The 22,698-nt window shown below is 55.6% G+C and carries 20 protein-coding genes and 2 tRNA genes; 18 read left to right on the top strand and 4 right to left on the bottom strand.

Features of this window, described 5'->3' with window-relative positions; all coding sequences use genetic code 11:
* The first annotated feature begins 300 nt into the window (after nt 1-300).
* The 5 genes from ACIQTS_RS08885 to thiL all read left to right on the top strand — a co-directional run bounded on the left by ACIQTS_RS08885 (nt 301) and on the right by thiL (nt 5,028).
* Nucleotides 301-372 (top strand) — tRNA-Gln (locus tag ACIQTS_RS08885).
* 48 nt (nt 373-420) lie between these two features.
* Nucleotides 421-496, top strand: a tRNA-Glu gene (locus ACIQTS_RS08890).
* A 99-nt stretch (nt 497-595) separates the two neighbouring features.
* Nucleotides 596-2,362 (top strand): dynamin family protein, encoded by a 1,767-nt coding sequence (locus ACIQTS_RS08895; protein ID WP_402472799.1) that lies wholly within the window; start codon nt 596-598, stop codon nt 2,360-2,362.
* The gene (locus ACIQTS_RS08900; RefSeq protein WP_402472802.1) at nt 2,362-4,005 is read left to right on the top strand and encodes a GTPase; all 1,644 of its coding nucleotides are present in this window, start codon (nt 2,362-2,364) and stop codon (nt 4,003-4,005) included. Before ACIQTS_RS08895 ends, ACIQTS_RS08900 begins: the two co-directional genes overlap by 1 nt.
* Nucleotides 4,006-4,011: 6 nt before the next feature.
* On the top strand, nt 4,012-5,028 hold the full coding sequence (gene thiL, locus ACIQTS_RS08905) for a thiamine-phosphate kinase (protein ID WP_402472804.1): 1,017 nt from the start codon (nt 4,012-4,014) through the stop codon (nt 5,026-5,028).
* Between the two features lie 27 nt (nt 5,029-5,055).
* Here the strand turns inward: thiL and ACIQTS_RS08910 are convergent, their stop codons facing one another.
* Nucleotides 5,056-5,781, bottom strand: a complete 726-nt coding sequence (locus tag ACIQTS_RS08910; protein ID WP_105659150.1) for an IclR family transcriptional regulator — start codon at nt 5,779-5,781, stop codon at nt 5,056-5,058.
* Between the two features lie 122 nt (nt 5,782-5,903).
* Between ACIQTS_RS08910 and leuC the strand changes: the two genes are divergently transcribed.
* The 6 genes from leuC (at nt 5,904) to ACIQTS_RS08940 (ending at nt 12,499) form a co-directional block, all read left to right on the top strand.
* Nucleotides 5,904-7,343 carry a 3-isopropylmalate dehydratase large subunit gene (leuC, locus tag ACIQTS_RS08915; RefSeq protein WP_041649644.1) on the top strand — a complete coding sequence of 480 codons (1,440 nt, stop codon included), beginning with the start codon at nt 5,904-5,906 and terminating at the stop codon, nt 7,341-7,343.
* A 14-nt stretch (nt 7,344-7,357) separates the two neighbouring features.
* On the top strand, nt 7,358-7,963 hold the full coding sequence (gene leuD, locus ACIQTS_RS08920) for a 3-isopropylmalate dehydratase small subunit (protein ID WP_013348787.1): 606 nt from the start codon (nt 7,358-7,360) through the stop codon (nt 7,961-7,963).
* Between the two features lie 257 nt (nt 7,964-8,220).
* Nucleotides 8,221-9,540 carry a UDP-N-acetylglucosamine 1-carboxyvinyltransferase gene (gene murA / locus ACIQTS_RS08925; RefSeq protein ID WP_402472807.1) on the top strand — a complete coding sequence of 440 codons (1,320 nt, stop codon included), beginning with the start codon at nt 8,221-8,223 and terminating at the stop codon, nt 9,538-9,540.
* Between the two features lie 95 nt (nt 9,541-9,635).
* Entirely contained in the window at nt 9,636-10,319 is a 684-nt protein-coding gene (locus ACIQTS_RS08930; RefSeq protein ID WP_105661158.1) for a 1-acyl-sn-glycerol-3-phosphate acyltransferase, read from the top strand.
* Between the two features lie 33 nt (nt 10,320-10,352).
* A complete protein-coding gene (locus ACIQTS_RS08935; protein WP_402472809.1) occupies nt 10,353-11,387 on the top strand; it encodes an NAD(P)H-dependent glycerol-3-phosphate dehydrogenase in 1,035 nt (344 codons plus the stop codon).
* On the top strand, nt 11,387-12,499 hold the full coding sequence (locus ACIQTS_RS08940) for a D-alanine--D-alanine ligase family protein (RefSeq protein WP_105659155.1): 1,113 nt from the start codon (nt 11,387-11,389) through the stop codon (nt 12,497-12,499). Before ACIQTS_RS08935 ends, ACIQTS_RS08940 begins: the two co-directional genes overlap by 1 nt.
* 77 nt (nt 12,500-12,576) lie before the next feature.
* Here ACIQTS_RS08940 and ACIQTS_RS08945 read toward each other — a convergent pair whose 3' ends face one another.
* Nucleotides 12,577-13,026, bottom strand: a complete 450-nt coding sequence (locus tag ACIQTS_RS08945) for a DUF3515 domain-containing protein (RefSeq protein ID WP_105659156.1) — start codon at nt 13,024-13,026, stop codon at nt 12,577-12,579.
* A 141-nt stretch (nt 13,027-13,167) separates the two neighbouring features.
* On the opposite strand from ACIQTS_RS08945, the gene ACIQTS_RS08950 reads away from it, so the two are divergent.
* From ACIQTS_RS08950 to rsmD, 4 genes are read left to right on the top strand one after another with little or no spacing between them, the layout of a single operon-like run.
* Nucleotides 13,168-14,214, top strand: coding sequence for an LCP family protein (locus ACIQTS_RS08950; RefSeq protein WP_402472811.1), 1,047 nt, complete (start codon nt 13,168-13,170; stop codon nt 14,212-14,214).
* Between the two features lie 23 nt (nt 14,215-14,237).
* On the top strand, nt 14,238-15,206 hold the full coding sequence (locus ACIQTS_RS08955) for a DAK2 domain-containing protein (protein ID WP_105659158.1): 969 nt from the start codon (nt 14,238-14,240) through the stop codon (nt 15,204-15,206).
* Complete coding sequence (locus tag ACIQTS_RS08960; RefSeq protein WP_402472814.1) at nt 15,199-17,385, top strand: ATP-dependent DNA helicase RecG; 2,187 nt, start codon at nt 15,199-15,201, stop codon at nt 17,383-17,385. Before ACIQTS_RS08955 ends, ACIQTS_RS08960 begins: the two co-directional genes overlap by 8 nt.
* Nucleotides 17,386-17,404: 19 nt before the next feature.
* Nucleotides 17,405-17,989 (top strand): 16S rRNA (guanine(966)-N(2))-methyltransferase RsmD, encoded by a 585-nt coding sequence (rsmD, locus tag ACIQTS_RS08965; RefSeq protein ID WP_402472817.1) that lies wholly within the window; start codon nt 17,405-17,407, stop codon nt 17,987-17,989.
* On the opposite strand, the gene ACIQTS_RS08970 is transcribed toward rsmD, so the two are convergent.
* Both ACIQTS_RS08970 and ACIQTS_RS08975 read right to left on the bottom strand, forming a co-directional pair.
* Nucleotides 17,966-18,748 (bottom strand): spermidine synthase, encoded by a 783-nt coding sequence (locus ACIQTS_RS08970; protein WP_402472819.1) that lies wholly within the window; start codon nt 18,746-18,748, stop codon nt 17,966-17,968. The genes rsmD and ACIQTS_RS08970 overlap by 24 nt on opposite strands.
* Complete coding sequence (locus ACIQTS_RS08975) at nt 18,745-19,956, bottom strand: aminotransferase class I/II-fold pyridoxal phosphate-dependent enzyme (protein ID WP_402472822.1); 1,212 nt, start codon at nt 19,954-19,956, stop codon at nt 18,745-18,747. Before ACIQTS_RS08975 ends, ACIQTS_RS08970 begins: the two co-directional genes overlap by 4 nt.
* A 110-nt stretch (nt 19,957-20,066) precedes the next feature.
* Between ACIQTS_RS08975 and coaD the strand changes: the two genes are divergently transcribed.
* The 3 genes from coaD (at nt 20,067) to ACIQTS_RS08990 (ending at nt 22,621) form a co-directional block, all read left to right on the top strand.
* The gene (coaD, locus tag ACIQTS_RS08980) at nt 20,067-20,537 is read left to right on the top strand and encodes a pantetheine-phosphate adenylyltransferase (protein WP_105661166.1); all 471 of its coding nucleotides are present in this window, start codon (nt 20,067-20,069) and stop codon (nt 20,535-20,537) included.
* 55 nt (nt 20,538-20,592) lie between these two features.
* Entirely contained in the window at nt 20,593-21,489 is an 897-nt protein-coding gene (gene galU / locus ACIQTS_RS08985) for a UTP--glucose-1-phosphate uridylyltransferase GalU (RefSeq protein WP_402472825.1), read from the top strand.
* Nucleotides 21,490-21,907: 418 nt separating this feature from the next.
* Entirely contained in the window at nt 21,908-22,621 is a 714-nt protein-coding gene (locus ACIQTS_RS08990; RefSeq protein WP_402472828.1) for a DUF6270 domain-containing protein, read from the top strand.
* The last annotated feature ends 77 nt before the right edge of the window (nt 22,622-22,698 follow it).

Here is a 22,698-nt window from a genome sequence, read left to right on the forward strand (position 1 = left end):
CCGGCGCAGGCGCTTTACATAGGGGATGACCCTGTTGGCGGCTATCAATGTGCCGTTGACGCGGGACTCCAGTATTTTCTCACGGACAGTGCCTCACTTCACAAGAATTTCTCTGGTTGGCTAGTGGAGGTTTTCGGATCTCTGACAGCTGTTCTTTGCTGATTTTCCGCGGATTCTGCGTGGAATACCGGTCGCGAGGCTCGATTTGTGTACTGAACTTTAGGCCGGTATAGTTTTATCTCGTGCTACGGCAGTGACCGGAATGACGCTCAGCTGAATTCCGGAAAGGCCAAGTCACAGTGGGATATGGTGTAATTGGCAACACAACGGTTTCTGGTTCCGTCATTCTAGGTTCGAGTCCTGGTATCCCAGCGCTTCACCAAAGAGATTTGGTGAGCTGAAGATTTATCTTCAGCATACGGCCCCATCGTATAGCGGCCTAGTACTCCGCCCTCTCACGGCGGCAACACGGGTTCGAATCCCGTTGGGGTCACCACAGTAAAACCGCGGAGAATTCCGCGGTTTTTGCGTTTCCCGGACAAAATCTGCATCAGGCTCGCGGGTTTCCCTGTTGGCATGAGGCAAGATAGTTCTCATGGAGTCGAATTCAGATCTGGCTAAGAGCTCAGGGCAGGAAACTGCCTCGCAAACCGAAATTGGCAGTGATTCCGCGGCGCGTTTGAGCGAGCTCCAGGAGCTGCTCGAAGAGCTTTCCTTTGTAAATGGCCAGCCACGAGAAGCCTCTGCCTTCGAAGAACTGCGCAACAAGGCATTGCATCAAATCTCGGACTACCTGATTCCACGAGTTTCGAATCTCGGCGCACCGCTACTGGTGGTCGTCGGTGGCTCCACGGGCTCGGGCAAATCGACTCTGGTCAATTCCCTCCTGAGGGAACCCGTCAGTCTCTCCGGCGCTGTGCGTCCGACCACGCGGACTCCGGTCTTGGCTTTCAACCCTGTTGACCAATCCTTCTTTGAATCTGAACGGATTCTTCCCGAACTTAAACGCGTAGCTGGCCGTGGCTTCAATGCAGATGCCGGAGCAGCCAGTAACCATGCGCTGTTGATGACGCCTCGTGAGCAGGTTCCACGAGGTTTGGCCATCCTCGATGCCCCGGATATCGACTCGGTTTCCGACGAGAACAGGGAATTGGCGGGCCAGCTTCTGAACGCAGCAGATCTGTGGATTTTTGTCACCACAGCCAATAGATACGCCGACGCTCTTCCTTGGGATATGCTCACCGAAGCCGGCGCACGGAAAATTACCGTCTGCGTCGTCTTGAACAGGGTGCCACCGGGAGCCGAAGACGATATTGTTCCGGATTTGAAACGCCTGTTAAGCGAGAAGGACCTGGATCCGTCGTTGCTGCATGTCCTGAACGAGACGCAGCTGGATGACCAGAAATTGATTCCAAGTGAGCACGTGGAACCCTTGCTCGCGTGGCTGAACTCACTGGCAGCAGATTCCGCTAAACGGCAGCAGATTGCGGCACAAACACTTGATGGCGCGTTGCGGCGCACCACCGCAGATGTCAGTGAGTTAATCGCTGAACTGCAAGAGCAGGAGAAACAGCTCGGTGAATTGCGTGCCCTTACCAATGAGCGCTTTGAGCAATCGTTGGCCAGAATTAACGATTCGCTCAATGACGGCTCATTGCTGCGTGGCGAAATCCTGGCCCGGTGGCAGGACTTCGTAGGAGCGGGCGAGCTGCTGCGCGGAATCGAAGGCGCCATTGGACGGATGAGGGATCGTGTTGGCGCTTTCCTGACTGGAAAGCCGCCAGTGACCCATCGTGTTGAACAAGCCATCGAATCAGGCCTGCACATGGTCTTCATGGCCGAGGCAACCAAGGCCTGCCATGACGTTGACAGATCGTGGAAGAACACGCCATTTGGCCAAGCGCTCCGCTCTAATCTGCAATCGCCGCGCCCGCCACAGGATCTCAATGAGCAAGCTTCGGAAAGCATCCGGCTTTGGCAAAAAGATGTCTTGGACATGATTCGGCAGGAGGGCGCCGGGAAGCGCAAGACGGCCCGCATGGCGGCATTTGGAGTCAACGGGGTGGCGGTCATCCTGATGGTCGTGGTCTTTGCGTCAACAGCGGGCCTCACCGGTCTGGAAATCGGTATTGCCGGCGGCTCCGCATTGGTAGGGCAGAAACTGCTGGAAGCAATTTTTGGCGAGGATGCGGTACGTCGCATGGCCACCAAAGCCCGCAAGATGCTTGACACCCGGGCACGGGATCTACTGGATAGGACCTCGTCGATCTACCTGGACGAGCTAGCTGCAAAATCGCAGCCGGAGCTTGCCGATCGATTGGGCAAGATTACCTCAGCCTTGAGCAGCAAAGGGGCTCACTAATGTCCGAGCGCAAGATTCTCAGAGCAGTCAGCGGTCTCAACTCGCAAATCAACAGCATCGTGGAAGCGATGCAGCTTGCAGAACCATATCTGGAACCAGAAACCATCGATCTAGCCGCGGACATTATCACGCGTGCTGAATCTCGGCGCCAGCTTTCATCCGAACATGTGGTTGTCGGACTTTTCGGTGCCACCGGCAGCGGAAAATCAACGATGTTCAACGCTTTGGTAGGGCAGGAGTTGGCGGCCACGGGTGTCATCCGCCCGACTACTACTGATACTGTCGCTGCAATCTGGGAGCCAGAGGGATCAAGCGAGTTACTGGACTGGCTGGTAGTGACTACTCGCCATGTCATGGGCGATCAGGACAGCCGGGCGCAACCTGGTAAGAAAAAGAAGTTCGACTCCGGTCTCTTGCTGTTGGACCTACCCGACATGGATTCCACGGCAGTGGACCACCACAAGATTGCGGCTCGCTTGGTGGGCCAAGTGGATTATCTGGTATGGGTGCTTGATCCGCAGAAATACGCCGACGCGTCAATCCACCATGGATATCTCAATTCCCTGCGCAGCCAGCAGGGGAACCTGCTGATCGTCCTGAACCAGATCGACAAGATTGCAGAACAAGAACGCAAGCAAGTCGTCGATTCCTTGCGCGGCATCTTGGCAACGTCCGGCTTGGAGAACCTTCCCATCGTTTGCGCCTCTGCTGCCACGGGTGAAGGGGTCGCAGATGTGCATGCCAAGATTGCGGCCGCGGCGAAAAACAAGGCACTTTCCACGCGTCGGCTCCGCGCAGACGTTGATCAAGTCATCCACCGCCTAAGTGAGGAACTCCAGGTGGAAAAGGTGCGCCTGCCTAGCCAGCTGCACCAAGCAGAGCTGGAGTGTGTGATCGCAAAAGCGCACGGCGCCCAGTACATTGCTGATGCAGTGGAGACCTCCTACCTGCTTCGGGGTGCTTCGCGAACAGGATGGCCTTTGACCACGTGGCTGGTGAAGCTGCGCAACGATCCGCTGAAGCGGATGAATCTCGGGCGCCAGCATGAAGACCCTGAATTGTCCTTGACTTCGCGGCCAGAGCTTTCTGTCGCGGAGACTGCGGCTATCGAACATGGCATCGACCAGTATGTTTCCGAGGCTTCCAATGATCTTCCGGAAAGCTGGAAAGAACCACTGCGTGAAAAGGTGCACGCGAATACGGAGGTACTAGATGACGGCATCGATGCGGCTATAGCCGGGACACCGCTGGGCGTTGAACGGTCATCGTGGTGGTGGCCGGTAGTGAAAGTCATCCAATGGGTCGCCCTTGTTGCTGCCCTGGGCGGAGCCTTGTGGCTCGCGGGCTATCCGGTGGCTGGATACTTCCAATTCGACCTGCCACAGGCTCCCCGGGTCGAAGGAATCGCCGTCCCGACGCTGCTGGTTTTCATAGGAATACTGCTGGGTATTGTCCTTGGCTTGGCTTGCTCGTTTGTCAACCGAATAGTCGCTAAAGTTAAGCGTAGGAAAGCGTTGAAGAACATTGAACGCTCGGTATCCCACTTGGTCAGGCAGGCCGTGATTGATCCTGTTGACCAGCATTTGGACACCTTCAATAGTTATTCTGCATTGATCACCTCAGCAGCCAAGAAAGCCGATTAGAACTCTGTGACTACAAACCAACCAAACGTCGATGCAACGGTAGGTGACCTTGGGGAACAAGGCATCCTGGACGCGATGTTGCCGCTGCTTGATTCAGAACAAGCAAGTCTCGGGCCCGGCGACGACGCAGGTGCGCTGCGCGTGCGCGGAACGGAAGTTCTCGTCTCCGTGGATACCCTGGTTGAGAATCAAGATTTTCGGTTGATCTGGCCCAGCGGGCTAGAGCACAGAGCCTATGACATCGGGTGGAAATCCATTGCACAGAATGTTTCGGACATTAATGCAATGGGCGGTCACGCTACTGGCGCCGTGATTTCTTTGTCCCTGCCGAAGGATACTTCCTTGGAATGGGTCAGGGACTTCAGCCGCGGCGTTGCCGAGGCTATACAGGGACTTGGCGCACAGGAACTTACCATTCTGGGGGGAGACCTCGGGAAGTCCCAAGAAATTTCCGTTACCACTACCGTTCTGGGCGAATGCGAGCATGGCAAGGTCCTGAGGAGCGGAGTCCAAGTTGGCGACCGCATTGCCGTGGCAGGACGTGTCGGTGCTGCTGGGGCAGGGCTTTCGGTCCTTGAGCATGATCGCAACGAACAAGGCTGGAGCCGGGCAGTGCGCCGGCTGGTCCAGGCGCAGTGCCGTCCCGTGCCACCGTTGGAATCCGGCCCGCGTGCCGCGGAAGCTGGTGCTACAGCCATGATGGACATATCTGATGGGCTGATCCGTGACGCTGGACGCTTGGCCAAAGCCAGCCATGTGAATCTCGAGTTAGAGTCTTCCGCGCTGCAGGATTATGCTGTTCGCTTGGAAGCCGCCTCAGAACTGACCGGCACCGATCCGATGTCGTGGGTATTGTACGGCGGCGAAGATTTTGGACTCCTTGCTGCCTTCCCAGAGGGAATTGAAATCCCAGAGGAATTCACTGTAATTGGTGCTGCCAAGCCGGCTCATGGCCGCCGCGCAGTGGTGAAACTTGATGGCAAGGTCGCAAAGCCTGAGGCAGGCTTTGACCACTTCGGCTAGCTGTTCCGAACGTGCTTCATGAGCTGGCTACGCGCGGTCATTCTGGATGCGCAGCAGTTCGGAAAGCTCGTGGGCGGCACTAGTCACGGCTTCGTGGTGAATCTTCCCTGGCTGGCGCGTGAGCCGTTCAATCGGGCCGGATAAGGACAGGGCCGCAATGACTCGTCCGGACTGCCCGCGAACTGGTGCTGATACGGAAGCAACACCTGGCTCGCGTTCTCCCAGCGACTGGGCCCAGCCACGCCGACGGACGCCAGCCAGAATTGTCGGCGTGAAGCGCGCGTGATGCAATCCATCGACCATGCGTTCATTGTCTTCCCAGGCGAGCAGAATCTGGGCTGCCGAGCCGGCTTTCATGGACAGCTGGGTTCCAACAGGAATGGTGTCACGCAGGCCGATTGGACGCTCGGCACTGGCGATGCACACACGGTAATCGCCCTGCTTGCGGAAAATCTGCGTGCTTTCACCGGTGAGGTCGCGAAGCTTGATGAGCACGGGGCCCGCGGCGCTGACCAATCGGTCTTCGCCAGCGGCGCTGGCGAGTTCCACCAGACGGTTCCCCAACTCAAAGCGGCCGTGCATGTCGCGTCCCACCAATCCATGGTGCACCAGCGATTGGGCAATGCGGTGCACCGTAGGACGCGAGATTTCGGTGAGTTCTACCAGCTGGGACAGGGAAGTGGGACCATTCTCCAATGCGTTGAGAATGGCTGCTGCCTTGTCCAGTACGCCTACGCCGCTGCCTGTTGTCATAGTTCCAGTATCACGTCTCAGTATTTGAGATTCAAGTCCGCATACTGGAAAAGTCGATCTATGAAGTGTCAAAGTTGGAGTATCAAATGTTCGTAGCTTGAGGAGTGTGTCGCATGTCCGCCATGCAGTCGCCCCAGACATTGGCAGAAAAAGTCTGGAATGCACATGTTGTGCGCCGAGGAGAAGGCGAAGGTGAAGCCCGCCAGCCGGATTTGATCTACATTGATCTCCACCTGCTGCACGAGGTGACCTCGCCGCAGGCCTTCGAGGGCCTGCGCCTGGCTGGCCGTCCGCTGCGTCGTCCGGACCTGACGATTGCGACCGAAGACCACAACACTCCCACGCTGGATATTGACAAGCCCATTGCCGACCTGACCAGCCGCACCCAGATCCACACCCTGCGGGATAACTGCAAGGAATTCGGTGTTCGCCTGCACTCCTTGGGCGACAAGGAACAGGGCATCGTTCACGTGGTAGGTCCGCAGCTGGGTCTGACCCAGCCAGGCATGACTGTGGTCTGCGGTGATTCGCATACCTCGACCCATGGCGCCTTCGGAGCCCTGGCTTTGGGTATCGGCACCTCGGAAGTCGAGCATGTCATGGCCACCCAGTCGCTGAGCCTGAAGCCGTTCAAGACCATGGCGATTAACGTCGAAGGCACCTTGAAGCCTGGTGTTACCTCCAAGGACATCATCTTGGCGGTCATCGCCAAGATCGGTACCGGTGGCGGCCAGGGATACGTGCTGGAGTACCGTGGTTCTGCGATTCGCTCGCTGTCTATGGATGCCCGCATGACCATCTGCAACATGTCCATCGAGGCTGGCGCCCGCGCCGGCATGATCGCTCCGGACGAGACCACCTTCGAATACGTCAAGGGACGCCCGCATGCACCGGCAGGCGAAGACTGGGACGCCGCTGTCGAGGACTGGAAGCAGCTGCACACCGATGAAGGCGCGCGCTTCGACGCTGAAGTCTTCTTGAATGCAGATGAACTTGAACCATTTGTCACCTGGGGCACCAACCCCGGCCAGGGTGTCTCGCTGTCTGAGAATGTGCCTTCTCCGGAAGACTTCGAAGACGAGAATGACCGCAAGGCCTGCGAGCGTGCTTTGAACTACATGGGTCTGACCGGCGGCACTCCGCTGAAGGACATCCGCGTGGACACCGTCTTCCTGGGATCCTGCACCAACTCCCGCATGGAGGACCTGCGTGCAGCTGCCCAGGTCATCAAGGGCAAGGAAAAGGATCCTGATGTCCGCATGATCGTGGTACCCGGCTCGGCGCGAGTTCGACTGGAAGCCGAAGCAGAAGGCCTGGACCAGATTTTCAAGGACTTTGGTGCTGAATGGCGTTTCGCAGGTTGCTCCATGTGCCTGGGCATGAACCCGGATCAGTTGGCCGAGGGGGAGCGCTGCGCGTCCACCTCCAACCGCAACTTCGAAGGACGTCAGGGCAAGGGCGGACGTACCCACCTGGTGTCGCCACTGGTGGCCGCGGCTACCGCAATCCGTGGAACCCTCTCGTCGCCTAGCGACCTCGTCAACGCACCGGCTTCGGTCTAGGAAGGATCACCGTCATGGAAAAGATTGTCAGCCACACCGGTATTGGTGTTCCACTGCGCCAGAGCAATGTGGACACGGACCAGATTATTCCTGCCGTTTACCTCAAGCGCATCACCCGAACCGGATTCGAGGATGCGTTGTTCGCGGGTTGGCGACGGGATGAGAACTTCATCCTGAACCAGGAACCTTTCAATACCGGCTCCGTGCTGGTGGCAGGTCCCGACTTCGGCACCGGTTCTTCGCGCGAGCACGCTGTCTGGGCGTTGAAGGACTACGGATTCAAGGCTGTGATCTCCGCTCGTTTTGCCGATATTTTCCGTGGCAACTCGGGCAAGCAGGGACTGGTTGCTGCTGAAGTGGCCCAGAGCGACATTGAATTGATCTGGAAGGAACTGGAGAACAATCCAGGCACCACGGTCACCGTTGACCTGGAATCGCGTACGGTCCAGTGCGGTTCCATCTCGGCACCGTTCCAGATTGACGACTACACCCGCTGGCGCTTGATGGAAGGCCTGGACGATATCGGTCTGACCTTGCAGCATGAGGAAGATATCACCGCCTACGAAGCCAAGCGTCCTGCGCATAAGCCGCAGACTTTGCCGGCACGAACCGCAGGCTAAGCACCGAGTTCAAAGTAATTGGAATGGTCCGCTCCTCCCTGACGTTGTTAGGGGTGAGCGGATTATTGCATTCCTAATGGAATGATTTTCGGCAGAGCAGAATAGGTCTGTCTGAAAGCATGCTCACAATGTGTGCGCCACGAGATGATCTGGGCATACTGGCAGGTACAGAGGCGGTATGCTTACTTAGTCCTGCCAGTTCGAAAGCCTAGAAGCTTCGGCGGGCGATAACGACTACGCGATGAGGTAATTCATACATGGGTAAGATCCTGACGATCCATGGTGGTGTCCCGCTCAAGGGCACCGTACGAGTCGGCGGAGCAAAGAACCTAGTGCCAAAAGCCATGGTCGCGGCTCTGCTTGGCGATACCCCTTCGGTATTGCGCAACGTACCGGAGATCAAAGATGTAGCTGTCGTGCGCAGCCTCCTTGAAATCCACGGTGTCAAGGTTGACCAGGACCCTGAAACCGGCGATCTGACCATGGACCCTACCCAGGTCAAGACCGCCTCGAACCAGGCGATCGATGCCCATGCCGGTGACTCGCGTATCCCTATTCTTTTCTGCGGACCATTGATCCACGCCTTGGGCGAAGCGTTCATCCCGGATCTGGGTGGCTGCCGCATCGGCGACCGTCCGATTGACTTCCACCTGGAAGTTCTGCGCGACTTTGGAGCGATCGTTGACAAGGCAGCCGATGGCATCCGCATCTCGGCCGCTAATGGGCTGACCGGCGCCAAGGTTGAACTGCAATACCCAAGTGTCGGCACCACCGAACAGGTCCTGCTCTCGGCCGTTCGAGCCAAGGGTGTCACCGAGGTCAGCAACGCGGCCATTGAGCCAGAAATCCTTGACCTGATCTCGCTGCTGCAGAAGATGGGCGCCATCATCTCCGTGCACCGCGACCGCGTGATCCGCATCCAGGGTGTCGAGAAGCTTACGGGCTTCGACCACTCCGCGTTGCCTGACCGCAACGAAGCCGCATCATGGGCCTCTGCCGCGCTGGTCACCAAGGGCGACATTTTCGTCCAGGACGCGACCCAGCGTGATTTGACAGCTTTCCTGCACGTCTACCGCCAGATCGGTGGTGAATTCGACGTCAAGTCCGACGGCATTCGCTTCTATCACCCAGGTGGAGACCTTAATCCGCTGATCCTGGAAACCGACGTTCACCCGGGCTTCATGACTGACTGGCAGCAGCCGCTGGTAGTGGCCCTGACCCAGGCCAAGGGCGTATCGGTCATTCACGAGACTGTGTATGAGAACCGCTTCGGATTCACCGATGCGCTGGTTCGCATGGGTTCCACCGTCCAGGTTCACACCGACTGCCTCGGGTCCACCCCTTGCCGCTTCGGACAGCGTAACTTCAAGCATTCTGCTGTTGTAGTAGGCCCAGCGAAGCTGACCGGTGCCGACATCGATGTTCCTGATCTTCGTGGCGGTTTCTCCCATTTGATCGCTGCCCTGGCTGCCGAAGGCACCAGCAAGGTCACCGGCATTGAGATCATCAACCGAGGCTACGAGCACTTCATGGAGAAGCTGCAGGCCCTGGGCGCAAATGTCGAGCTGAGCAACTAAAGGGGATCCGATTCGTGGTAAAGATTCTGGCCCCTGGCGAATCTGCTAAGACTAAACGGGTTTTCTCGCTATTGGCGGGCATTGTCCGTTCTGCCATGAACGGTTTGATGGGCAAAACGTGGAAGGGCTTCGAAACCCTCCCTCCGGGCGGGTACATCCTTTGCCCCAATCACCTGACCGAGATTGATCCGTTGGTTGTCGGCCATGCTATTTACAGCAATGGCCGGCTGCCACGCTGGCTGGCCAAGGAATCCTTGTTCAAGATCCCAGTGCTCGGATGGATGCTGCGCGAGACCGGACAGGTTCCGGTGTCACGCAGCGCATCCAATGCTGGCGAATCGCTGGCCGCGGCCCGAAAAGTCTTGGACGCTGGCGGGGTCATAGTCATTTACCCGGAAGGGACGCTGACCCGCGACCCTGCTCTGTGGCCAATGGTAGGACGAACCGGTGCCGCACGTTTGGCCCTGCAGACTGGCGCACCAGTGGTACCGATGGCTCACTGGGGCGACCAGGAACTGTTGCCGCGCTATTCCAAGAAAATGTATCCGTTCCCGCGAAAGCACGTCACGGTGTCAGTTGGCCAGCCAGTGGATCTTGATGACTTGCGTGATGGCCCGCGGACTCGGGCAGTGCTGCAAGAAGCCACCGATCGCATCATGGACGCGATCACCGCACTGACCGCAGAACTGCGCCAAGAAGAAGCACCAGCTGCGCGGTGGGATCCCAGCAAGCATGGCCAGTCGAAGACTGGCCGCAATTTCGATACCCCGGATAACTAATTACCTTGATCAACACCTTCCAGAGGACTGACATTGACTAAGCCGCTACCACGCAAAATCGCCGTCATGGGCGCTGGCAGCTGGGGGACAACCTTCGCCAAGGTGCTTGCTGATTCCGTTGCAGACAAGGGCATCGACGTTCAGATTTGGGCCCGTCGCGAAGACGCCGCCAATGAAATCAATGAACGCCACACCAATTCACGCTACCTGCGCGAAACCAAGCTTCCGGCCAACATCACGGCATCATCGGATCCGAAGACCGTTCTCAACGACGCTGACCTTGTCGTCTTGGCGATTCCGGCTCAGTCGTTGCGCCAGGAATTGGCGAAGTTCAAAGAATTCTTTGAACCCGGTGCGGTCTTGCTTTCACTGATGAAGGGTCTTGAACGCGGGACCGATCTGCGCATGAGCCAGGTCATCGCCGAAGTCACCGGGCTGCCTGCAGAGCAGATCGCTGTGCTGTCCGGACCAAACCTGGCAATGGAAATCGCACGCGAGCAGCCAACGGCTTCGGTCGTGGCCTGCACCGATTCTGATATTGCGCAGTGGATTGCTGAACTGTGCTCCGCTGCATACTTCCGTCCCTACACGAATGACGATGTCTTGGGTGTTGAGCTTGGCGGAATCGTCAAGAACATCATCGCCCTTGCCGTTGGCATGTGCGATGGCATGGGAATGGGCGATAACACCAAGTCCACCGTCATCACGCGCGGCTTGGCTGAAACCACTCGCTTGGTCCTCGCCTTGGGCGGCCGTTTGGACACCTTGGCAGGTCTTTCTGGCCTAGGCGACCTTGTGGCTACCTGTTCTTCCTCGCTCTCCCGCAACAACACCGCAGGACGCCTGCTTGGCCAGGGGCTCTTCTTGGAAGAGGTCAATGACCGCATGTCTCAGACTGCGGAAGGCATCAAATCAGCACGTGCCGTATTCGACTTGTCCCAGGCCCATCACGTGGAAATGCCAATCACCGAAGCGGTGGTCATGGTCCTGGAGGGCACCTTGAGCGTTGAAAATATGGCTGCACGCCTGTTGTCGCGTGAATTGAAATCTGAAGGAGAACGTCACTAATGACTGAACGCAAGCTCCGCGTCCTCTTGCTCTTCGGTGGCCGTTCCTCAGAGCACTCCGTTTCCTGCGTTACTGCGGCCGGCGTCATGCACGCTATCGACCGCGAGCGTTTCGAAATTGTTCCGGTGGGCATCACCCGCGACGGCGGTTGGACCCTGCTGGACGAGGATCCAGAAGGCTGGGCACTGAATACTGGCAAGCTGCCAGAAATTTCCTCGGTGGATCATCCGGTGCATCTTTCCACCGACGCGCAGAAGACATCATTGCTGTCCTACTCGGACTCCACGGTGGCAGATCTGGGCGAGATCGACGTGGTCTTCCCGTTGCTTCATGGTCCATTTGGCGAGGATGGATCAATTCAGGGCATGCTGGAAATGGCTGGCGTTTCTTACGTTGGCTCCGGTATTGCAGCCAGTGCGATGGGCATGGACAAGCATTTCATGAAGGTTGTCTTCGAAGGGGCAGGCTTCAAGGTAGGCCCGTACGAAGTCATCACCAACAAGCAGTGGCTGCGCAACAGCGAAGCTGCCATGAAGCGTTGCGAAGACCTGCAGTACCCGTTGTTCGTCAAGCCGGCACGTGCAGGATCTTCGGTAGGCATCACCAAGGTAGACGAGCCTTCGGGGCTTCGTGCCGCTATTGAGATTGCCCGTGCTGAAGATCCCAAGGTGATCATCGAGCAGGGGATTGTCGGCCGTGAAATCGAATGCGGTGTTCTTGAAGGCCGCGGCTGCGAACCTTCGCGGGCCTCATTGCCAGGCGAAATCGCGGTGGCAGATAATGAGCACACGTTCTATGATTTTGAAGCGAAATATGTTGATGGCGCCGCCGCCGAGCTCAGCTGCCCAGCGGATCTGAGCGAAGAAGCCACTCGCGAGATCCGCGAACTTGCAGTGAAGGCCTTCGACGCTATTGATGCAGAAGGCCTATCTCGAGTTGATTTCTTCTATACTCCCGAAGGGGAGTGGATCATCAATGAAATCAACACCATGCCCGGCTTCACGCCTTCAAGCATGTACCCGCAAATGTGGGCCAAAACGGGAATTGAGTACCGTGAACTTATTGATGAGCTGATTGGGCTGGCTACCGACCGGAATATCGGTTTGCGCTAATCCGGGAATAGCCGTTAAAGGGTGAGGGTGTGTTGAAGAATCAACACACCCTCACGTTTTGCTTGTAGGCGATCCGCTTACAAGCTCACTGACTTGTCAACACTGACGCACTTTTTGGAAGCCGGGATCTTCTGGGCTGCATCCGACAGCGTGGCTAGTACGGTACTTGACGGGATGACGTTAGGATCCAAGACGACTTCGGTCGCCGGCGTCCGGCCGTAAGTAGTCAGGGTCCAGATACCTGATTCTTCATCCTCATTCGCTACCCAGTCGACGTCATTCACGGATACGCAGGGGTCAGTAGTGGGTCCGGGAACTTCGACACCGCAACGCAAGACAACTTTTGACGGGTCGCCCCAGGCCGAGGTTGCCTGCGAGGTCGTTGAACGACGCTCGGCATCATCGATGGCTTCGGGCAGGACAACCATCATTTCCGCACAAAGCGGGTTGGCTGCGTCCGGGGCAGCATCCACGGAAGCGACTGATGCGCAGCCTGCAAGTACTGGTAGTAATAAAGTACCGCTCATCACCAATGCCGAAGTTTGAGCAAGTTTTCGGTTAAGTTTTGGTGACAGTCGGGCTTTCAAGCTGATTTTAGACACGTTATAAGACTACATCGGCACTCTGAAAGATAGGATGTACAGAGTTGAAACTGTGAAAGGTAGCAAATGTCCTTTGAAGAGCACCCAGCGCGACCGCGCAAAAAGAAAAAGCGCAGCGGGCGAGCCATCGTCTTAAGCGTGCTTGCCCTCGTCATGGTCGCGGCGCTTGTTGCCGCCGGTTACCTTTGGAACCTTGGCAGAACTTTCGACTCTGAAAGCCAGACGATTACGGATGCCTTCCCCGCGGAAGAAACTCGTCCTGAAGTCAATGACGAGTCCAAGGACGCCGTCAACATCCTGCTGCTCGGAAGCGATACTCGCGCAACTCGTGAGGCGGATGAGGACAGCGAAGACTTTGGTACCCTGCCTAACGGTGGCCGCTCAGACACCATGATGCTGGTTCATATTCCTGCAGACCGCGAGAATGTGTTTGTCACCTCCGTCATGCGCGACACCTGGCTTGATATTCCGGGCGTAGGAACTGCCAAGATCAACCGTGCTTTTGCCAGCGGTGGAGTGCCCAAAGCAGTCGAAACCCTTGAGGGGCTCTTTGGCGTTCGCATTAACCACGTCGCGTCCGTCGATTTCGAAGGATTCAAGGGTCTAACCGACGCAGTGGGCGGAGTTACCGTTGATAACCCGCGAGGCTTCAAGCAGTCAATTGTTAATGGCATGTACTTCCCAGAGGGTGTTCAAACCCTGGACGGTGAACAGGCACTGGCATTTGTCCGTGAACGCAAGTCCTTCCCAGGCAGCGACTACGAGCGCGTCAAGAACCAGCAGCTTTTCGTCAAGGCTTTGCTTGGTCAGTTGATGTCCAAGGAAACCCTGACCAACCCGGGTAAGGTCTCTGAAGTTGTTTCTCAAATTGCACCGTTCATTGCAGTTGATGAAACTCTGGATTCTGGCAAGGTTGCCTCTTACGCTTCCTCCATGCTGAACCTGCGTTCGAGCGATATGGAATTCTTCACCCTTCCAAACAAGGGTCCGGGACGTTCTGCCGACGGACAGTCAATTGTCATTCCGGATATGGAAGTGATTGAGAAGTTTGGCAAGGCACTGCAAGAAGACAAGATGGCAGAGTTCGTAGAAACTACTGACCTGTCACGATAACTCCACTGAAGGATCAACTTTCCATGACTCCCCAAAAACTCGATACCTCGGTGCGTGCCATCAGAGAATGGCTCGCACGGAGTGTCAAGAGTCTCGGGAACCATTCTGACCGGCTCAATGCCATCAACGTTTTCCCGGTAGCAGACGGAGATACGGGCAGTAACCTGTATCTGACTGCACGGGCAGGTCACGATGCAGTGAGTAAACTGGAAAGCGACGACATCGGTGGCTTCTTAGAAGTTGCCGCGCGCGCGTCAATGGAATCGGCGCGCGGCAACTCTGGAACCCTGTTGGCTGTATTCCTCAGCGGCCTGAGTGAACCGTGGGTCGGTTACGAGCGGCTTACCGCGCCGCTGCTAGCCCTTGGGCTTGAACGTGCCAAGGTGCGCTCCTGGTCAGCACTGAGTGAACCAGTCGAAGGCACCATGCTCTCCGTGATCAACGCCATCGCGTTGGCCGCAGGATCGACCCTTGCTCACTTGAAGTGTGATTTAGAGAGCCGTGCAGCGTTGGACACGGTATTGACCCAGATGAGCCAAGCGGCTCGATTGGCAGTGAAGGGAACTGAAACAGAGCTCCCGTCCCTCGTTGAAGCCGGTGTAGTAGATGCGGGCGCGGTGGGCATGCTGATCATCATCGATGAACTTTGCGCTGCTATTCGAAGCGACGCCACTGATTTTGAGTCCTACGAGAAATTCCATGGCTATCAGGTCCAGGATCCGCATGTCCACCTGAACAATGACACTGAAACCGGCGTCGAAGTCATGTGCACTGTCTCTCTGGATGCATTAGGCGCCGCTACTCTGCGCGGTCAGCTAGATGCCATGGGCAATTCCGTGATCATGTCCCCGGTAAACCAGCTTGAAGAAGACACCTACCGTTGGCGCGTACATGTGCATGTCCCGGAGTCTGAAAAAGCCTTGGACCTGATCAAGAAATACGGTGACCCAGTGAATATCAGCGTCACCGATCTGTGCACCCACGATGGCTGAAACAACGCTGACCACGTTTGAGAATGCAGAACTCTCAACATTCCTCGGTAATAAGAACGCCACCGCGCTGGAAAAGGCATTCGGCTACAGCACAGTGGGGGAGTTCCTCTGGCATTTTCCGCGGCGCTATGTCGAAGTAGGCGAACTTACGCCAATTTCAGAGCTTCCCTTTGACGAGCACGTCACCGTTGTAGCCCAGGTGGTCAACGTTAGCCAGCGGCAGATGCACTCGCGTCGCGGTTTCATTTTTGAAGTGACCGTTAGCGATGAGCTCAGTGCAGGCGGCCAAGAGCTGAAGATGACCTTCTTCAATGGTTACCAAGCCCGAACGGACTTGGATATTGGAACTATTGCAATGTTCAGCGGCAAGGTTGGCTGGTACCAAGACCATCTGCAGCTGAGCCAGCCCGAATACGCGATCCTGGATGAGGCATCACAGGCGGATCCGCGCCCTATCCCGATCTATCCGGCTTCGGCGAAGATGCCGAATAAGCGCATCAGGGATTTGATGGCGTTGTTGATGGAACAATTCACAGATCAGAATCTTCCTGAATTTCTTCCAGCAGAACTGCTACGCACCCATCATTACCCAGTACGCCATCAAGCGTTCTTGGATCGACATTTTCCCAAAGAAATCAAGCAGGCTTACGTGGCTCGACAGCGCTTTGCCTTTGAAGAAGCCTTCATGCTGCAGCTGGCATTAGGGGAACGCGGTCGCCAGCTGGGAGCGCAGAAAGCTATCGCGCGTCCACAGGTGCCAGGACGACTGGCCGATAAATTTGATGCCATCCTGCCGTTTACCCTGACCGAAGACCAGCTCCTTGTCGGAGAACAAATCTCTGCCGATCTGGCACAGCCACATCCGATGCATCGCTTACTGCAAGGAGAGGTAGGTTCCGGCAAGACCATTGTCGCGCTTCGCGCCATCTTGCAGGTGATCGATGCCGGAGGACAGGCGGCGCTCCTAGCGCCGACAGAAGTCCTGGCCGCGCAGCACTATGCGTCTATCAAGAAGATGCTTGGCAACCTTGCAGAACCCGGATTGTTCGGCGAAGGCGAAGGAACTGGAGTCGCGCTCCTGACAGGTTCTGCAAAAACTGCACAGCGTCGTGAAGCCCTATTAGGTATTGCCAGCGGCGAAACAGGACTGGTTATCGGTACGCATGCCCTGCTGGGCGATCAGGTGCAATTTGCTGAACTTGGCCTAGTCGTGGTGGATGAGCAACATCGTTTTGGCGTTGAACAGCGCGACGCCTTGCGGGCTAAGGCAGCCGGCTCTGTTCCGCATACCCTGGTCATGACCGCTACGCCGATCCCGAGAACCGTCGCTATGACCGTGTTCGGCGATTTGGACACGTCGACAATCAAGCGCCTGCCCGCCGGGCGCGCACCGATCCAAACGCATATTGTGCCCATGCAGCTGACCGGTTTCCGGGACAGGTTGTTCTCAAGGATCATTGAGGAAGTGGAAAAGGGCCACCAAGTCTATGTGGTGTGTCCAAGAATTTCGGACACGACAGCTGAACAAGGCGTACTCCTAGCGACCTATGAAGACTCTGCCGGACAAACCATGAGCGTCGAAGCCATGCAGGAGTTGCTGGGTGGTATGCCTGAATTTGTTGGGATACGTACCGAAGCGTTGCACTCGCAACTGGATGCAGCAGACAAGCAAGAAACCATGGATTCCTTTGCACGTGGCGAAATTGACGTGCTGATTTCTACGACTGTCATTGAAGTTGGTGTTGACGTTCATAATGCGACGTTGATGGTGATCATGGACGCTGAGCGCTTTGGCATCTCGCAGCTCCACCAGCTGCGTGGCCGCGTAGGCCGTGGCGGATTTCCCGGGACGTGCCTCATGACCACATGGTTGGACGCGGACCATCCGTCGGTAGGACGATTGAAGACGATTGAGTCAACAATCGATGGCTTTGAGCTAGCTGAAGCAGACTTGGCGGAACGCAAAGAAGGAAATATCCTTGGCGTTCAGCAATCGGGTAGCCGATCGTCGTTGCGGGAACTGAGCATCATCAAGGATCGCTCGCTTATTGAGCGGGCTAGAACCGATGCGGGTCTCCTCCTTGCCGATGGCAACTGGGGACGTCAACACCCCGGACTCCTGGCGGTTGCCGGGAATTGGCTTGATGAATCCACCAAAGAATACTTGAATAAGAACTGATTGAAGGTAGATCTAGGCAATGAGCCGAATAATCGCTGGAGCCGCTGGCGGGCGTCCACTGAAGTCCGTACCTGGTGATGCAACACGCCCTACAACGGACCGGGTCAAAGAGGCTCTCTTCTCCCGTTTGGAAAGCTGGGATATCCTCTCTGGCGCACGAGTACTGGATCTCTTTGCAGGATCAGGGTCGCTAGGCGTCGAGACAGCCAGCCGCGGGGCGCGGCGGGTTGTTCTGGTAGAAAAGGCGCCCAAAGCGGTCTCTGTTTGCCAGCAAAATGCGGCAATGGTGAATAAGGTTCTGAAGACCGATACCGTTACGGTTCAGCGCGGGAGTGTTGATAGCGTCCTCGATGGGTATTACAACGCGGTTTCGGGAGTGCCCAGCAAGACCTTTGACGTGGTCTTGCTGGATCCTCCTTACCCGCTGACTGAAGAAGAACTAGCTGTCACGCTCGAGAAGATATCCAGAATCCTAGCTGAAGATGCCACCGTGATCGTCGAGCGTTCCGGTCGTTCACCAGAACCAACATGGCCGAGCGCCATGGAGAAGTTCGCCGACAAGAAATACGGCGAAACGCACCTATGGTTTGCAGAACCCATCTAGATCCATCGAATGGCGAACCTCTGACGGGTATGGCCCCGCTGCCTGGCATTCGAGTATTTGATCGTCCCGGAATCGTTGGCGGGACGCTGTCAATATCAAGTTCCCAGGGAAGCGCTTGGTAAACATTTCCGGACTTGAACTCAGCATCACGAATTCAAAGCTGGAACCTGCTGCCTGAATTTGAGAACAGGTGAAATCCAAGGGAGGATCATCGCCAATGTTCACGAACAGCAATCCGTCATTGGCCAACGAATTCCTGAGTTCTGCATAGTAGCCGTCGGTGGTGAGGTGTTCAGGTGCGTCCGGCCCAGAGAAGATATCCAATACGATAACGTCAAATTTTTCATCGACCAGTTGTTCGGCAAGCACGCTCCTTGCATCGGCAACAATTGGGGATAGATCGCAGCCTTGAGGCAAAGGCAGATGCGTGAGAACGAAATCAAGAAGTTCGCGCTCAATGTCTATAGCTACGTGAGTACTTGCTGGATAAACCACACTCGCCCAGCGAGCCAGAGTCAAGGCGCCTGCGCCGAGATGCAGCATCTTCATTGGACGCTCTTCTGGGCGCAGGACCTTCAGATGATTGGCAATGCGCGCGAGATATTCGTAGAAGACTTCTTCCGGATGCGAAAGATTGACATGCGACTGGGGCGCGTCGCCGATGGCGAGTATTTTTGACCCGGGGACCAAGTCATCGTCGTAAATCGTGGCGTGTTCCTGGACGAAACCAAGCCACCGTTTAGCCGGCTTTCGTGTCAATTGGAGAGCACCTCTGGCAGGCGCTGCAATCGCTGAACCGCATCGGAAATCACGTCAGGCTTTTTGCAGAAGGCGAAGCGCAGCAGGCCCTGGTAATCATTTCGGTTTCCGGGATGGACAAAGGCCGACATCGGTATCGCTGCAACTCCGAGGCGCTCGGGCATCATTCGTGCTACTTCAGCAGCATCATTCAATTCAAAGCCACGTACATCAGCAACCAAGAAGTAGGTCCCCTTTGGGCGAATCACTGGGATGCCAGCTGTTTCCAGGCCTGATGCGAGAATTTCTCCCGACTGTCCGAGATCGGCAGCGAAGCGCTCGAAAAAGGCGTCTGGAAGTTGCAGGGCTTGCGCTACTGCCGGTTGGAAAGCTGGGCCCGAGGAGTAGGTCAGGAACTGTTTCACTGTTCGGACAGCAGTAATCAGCTGGCGAGGACCGGTTGCCCAGCCTACTTTCCAGCCGGTAAAGGAGAAAGACTTGCCCGCTGAAGAAATGGTGATGGTCCGTTCTGATCCACCGGGCAGGCTCGCGATGGGAACATGTCGCACACCGAAAGTCAGATGTTCATAGACTTCATCGGAGATGATGATGCAGTTGTGCTGATGTGCCAGGGCAATGATTTCTTGGAGCACTGATACATCTAATACGGTGCCAGTAGGATTATGGGGATTGTTCACAAGGATTACCCGCGTCTGGTCAGTGACCGCACGTCGAAGGTCATCCAAATCTGGTTCGAAATTCGGAGCCTTGAGCTGAACGACCTTATGCACAGCGTTGGTCAACCCAATCATGGCTGCATAGGAATCGTAATAAGGCTCAAAGGTCACAACTTCATCGCCAGGTTCCAGGAAAGCCAGCAGGGAAGCAGCGATGGCTTCAGTTGCGCCAGTGGAAACGACGACCTCAGTCTGTGGGTCAAGCTTCAGCGAATAGAACCGCTCCTGATGCGCAGCGATAGCTTCGCGGAGGTTCAGCGTCCCTGAACCTGGTGCATATTGGTTAGCGCCATCTTGTATTGCGTCCATGGCAATTTGCTTGATTTCTGGTGGACCCTCGGAATCAGGGAACCCCTGGCCTAGATTGATGGCCTTGTGATGATTCGCTAATGCGGTGATTTCTTCAAAGACCGTCACTCCAGGCTGGCCTGTGGAATCTAGGAGGTTGGCACCATATGCGGTTCGCTGCCATGGAGTGAATTCAATGCTCATGAGTCCATTATCGTCTTGTACATAGGAACAAGGGCATTAAGTCATGGAATCTTTACGAGACATTCACATCAGATCGCTAATTTGACATGAGTTCTTGATAGATTCAGTTCATGCGAAGAGCGGTATGCCCGGGTTCTTTTGACCCAATTCATAATGGACACGTCGAAATCATTGCGCGCGCGGCGAGCCTTTTTGATGAGGTGATCGTGGCAGTGTCCACGAATTACTCCAAGAAGTATCGCTTCAGCGAAGACGAACGAGTCGCCATGGTAGAAGAAACTGTCGGTGGACTGCGTGGGGTTTCCGCTGTGCCGATGGGCCAGGGCCTGCTAGCTGATTTCTGCAAGGAGCAGGGAGCGGAAGCAATCGTCAAGGGATTGCGTAGCACTGTTGACTACGCCTATGAGATTCCCATGGCCACGATGAATCGGCATCTCACAGGTGTGGAAACGGTCTTCCTTCAGGCTGATACGCGATACACGCATCTTTCCTCATCTCTGCTCAAGGAAGTACAGGCTCTTGGAGGGGACGTAGATGAATACTTCCCGCGCGCTGTAATCAAGAGGCTTACTCATCCGTAGGTAGTTGCGCAATACTGTCGCCATTAACTAATCCGAAGATAGGGGATTCAACACTATGTCTGCACCTCGCGCCATTACTAAAGCGGTCATTCCGGCAGCCGGTTTAGGGACACGATTCCTTCCAGCAACAAAAGCAATGCCCAAGGAAATGCTCCCAGTTGTAGACAAGCCAGCGATTCAATATGTGGTCGCCGAAGCTGCTCGTGCTGGGCTTAATAATGTCCTGATGATTACCGGACGAAACAAACGCGCTCTTGAAGACCACTTTGATCGTGTTCCGTCCCTCGAAGCGACACTCGAAGCCAAGGGAGACATGAAGAAGCTCGGGCTAGTGCAAGACGCCACCGCACTGGGGGATATCCATTACGTACGACAGCGAGATCCTCGTGGTCTCGGCCATGCAGTTTTATGTGCAAAGCAACATGTTGGCGATGAACCATTCGCGGTCCTTCTAGGTGATGACTTGATCCATGAGGACGATGACCTGCTATCTTTCATGATTGAAGCCCAGAAAAAGACGGGTGGTTCAGTTATTGCGCTGATGGAAGTAGATCCAGAACAGATTAGTGCCTACGGATGTGCAGATATATCTCATGTGAAGGGTGCGGACTACGTCAAAGTTGAAGGATTGGTTGAGAAGCCAAACGCTGAAGAAGCACCGAGTAACCTGGCCGTGATTGGACGTTACCTGCTTCACCCTCGCGTATTTGAAATTCTGGAGCACACTGCTCCTGGCAGAGGCAATGAAATTCAGTTAACTGATGCTCTTCAAGAGTTAGCGATTGCCGACGGCGAGGGAGCTGGTGTCCATGCCGTGATTTTCCGAGGCCGACGTTACGACACAGGCGATAAATTAAGCTATCTACAAGCAAATATAGCCCTCGCCGTAGAAAACGATGAACTGGGCGATAGCCTCACGACCTGGCTGAAGAATTTTGTAAGTTCACTGTAAACGAGCTAAGTCAGGTTATGCCAAACGACACTTGACCGTTCCGGCCAGTGGCTTGTGGAGGCACTTTCACATTGGGTGACCCACGAATAGATTGAGCGATGGAGGCCCGGACTTATTTCTTGACTTCATGTAATCCAGCCCGTGGGTGACCAAAAAGTAGTAGATTGCGGTTGCTGCAAAATGTCCGATGTGCATCGAACCTGAAGTTGTTGCAGAGGCCTAATTGGTGTGACGCTACGACTGCTAGGAAACTTTGACGACACTGTGGAGGCCGAGATCTCCAATTGGTTGTCAATTCCTGACAACTCTGGTCAATCCTGTGGTTCGAGAACAACAATTCAGTAAGCTTAGAAGAAGGAATGGCTCGTGCCTGCGAACCTCCGAAATATCTGCATCTAGTCAGATAAGATATATCACCATGACCCGAGTTTTCATTTACGGCAGTTGCGTCACTCGAGATTCTGTCCCGTGGTTTAAGGACTATGGGCTAGAAATGGTGGGGTATGTCGCGCGCCAATCATTAATTTCGGCCTACAGGCCTTCTAAATCCACCGAATTCGATTTCGGACCGATCGAATCAAATTTTCAGAGCCGAATGTGCAAGGGTGATGTTGAGGGAAGTCTTCGCTTTGAAATTGGGCGTAGTACGCCGGATGCCATCTTCTGGGATCTTTGCGACGAGAGACTAGGCGTTCGAATCGTCAAGAGTGGGGGCATGGTCACTCAATCACGTAATCATGTTGCTGAAGGGTTGCATCCAGGGCCATTCGGTCGCGCCTTGTCGTTTGGAGCAGATGACCACTTCGAATTGTGGGGTAAGGCTCTAAAGCAATTTGTATCTACACTTGAGCGTTGGGGTCTGTCTGATCGACTTTATCTGAATGCAATTCCGTGGGCGATGAAGGATGAATTCGGCAATGATCACAATGGCCTTGCGACGCGTGCTCAGGACTTTAACCATAAGGCTGAGCGGTACTTCAAACTAGCGGGCCAAGCGGGGGCTCAGATCGTAAGAACCCTTCAAGACGATGTGGTCTCGCAGACCGAAGGTCACAAGTGGGGTGCTGCCCCGTTCCATTACACTGAAGAAACGTATAGGGCGATGTTGGGGAATTTGCGCGAGACTATGTAGAACCCAAAATTCTAGTCACTGTGCGTTGGGCCATCTTGGGCCTTCGCGCAGTCGGTAACTAATAAGGCGAATTAATT

The sequence above is a fragment of the Glutamicibacter sp. NPDC090743 genome, from assembly GCF_044769125.1.
GTDB lineage: Bacteria > Actinomycetota > Actinomycetes > Actinomycetales > Micrococcaceae > Glutamicibacter.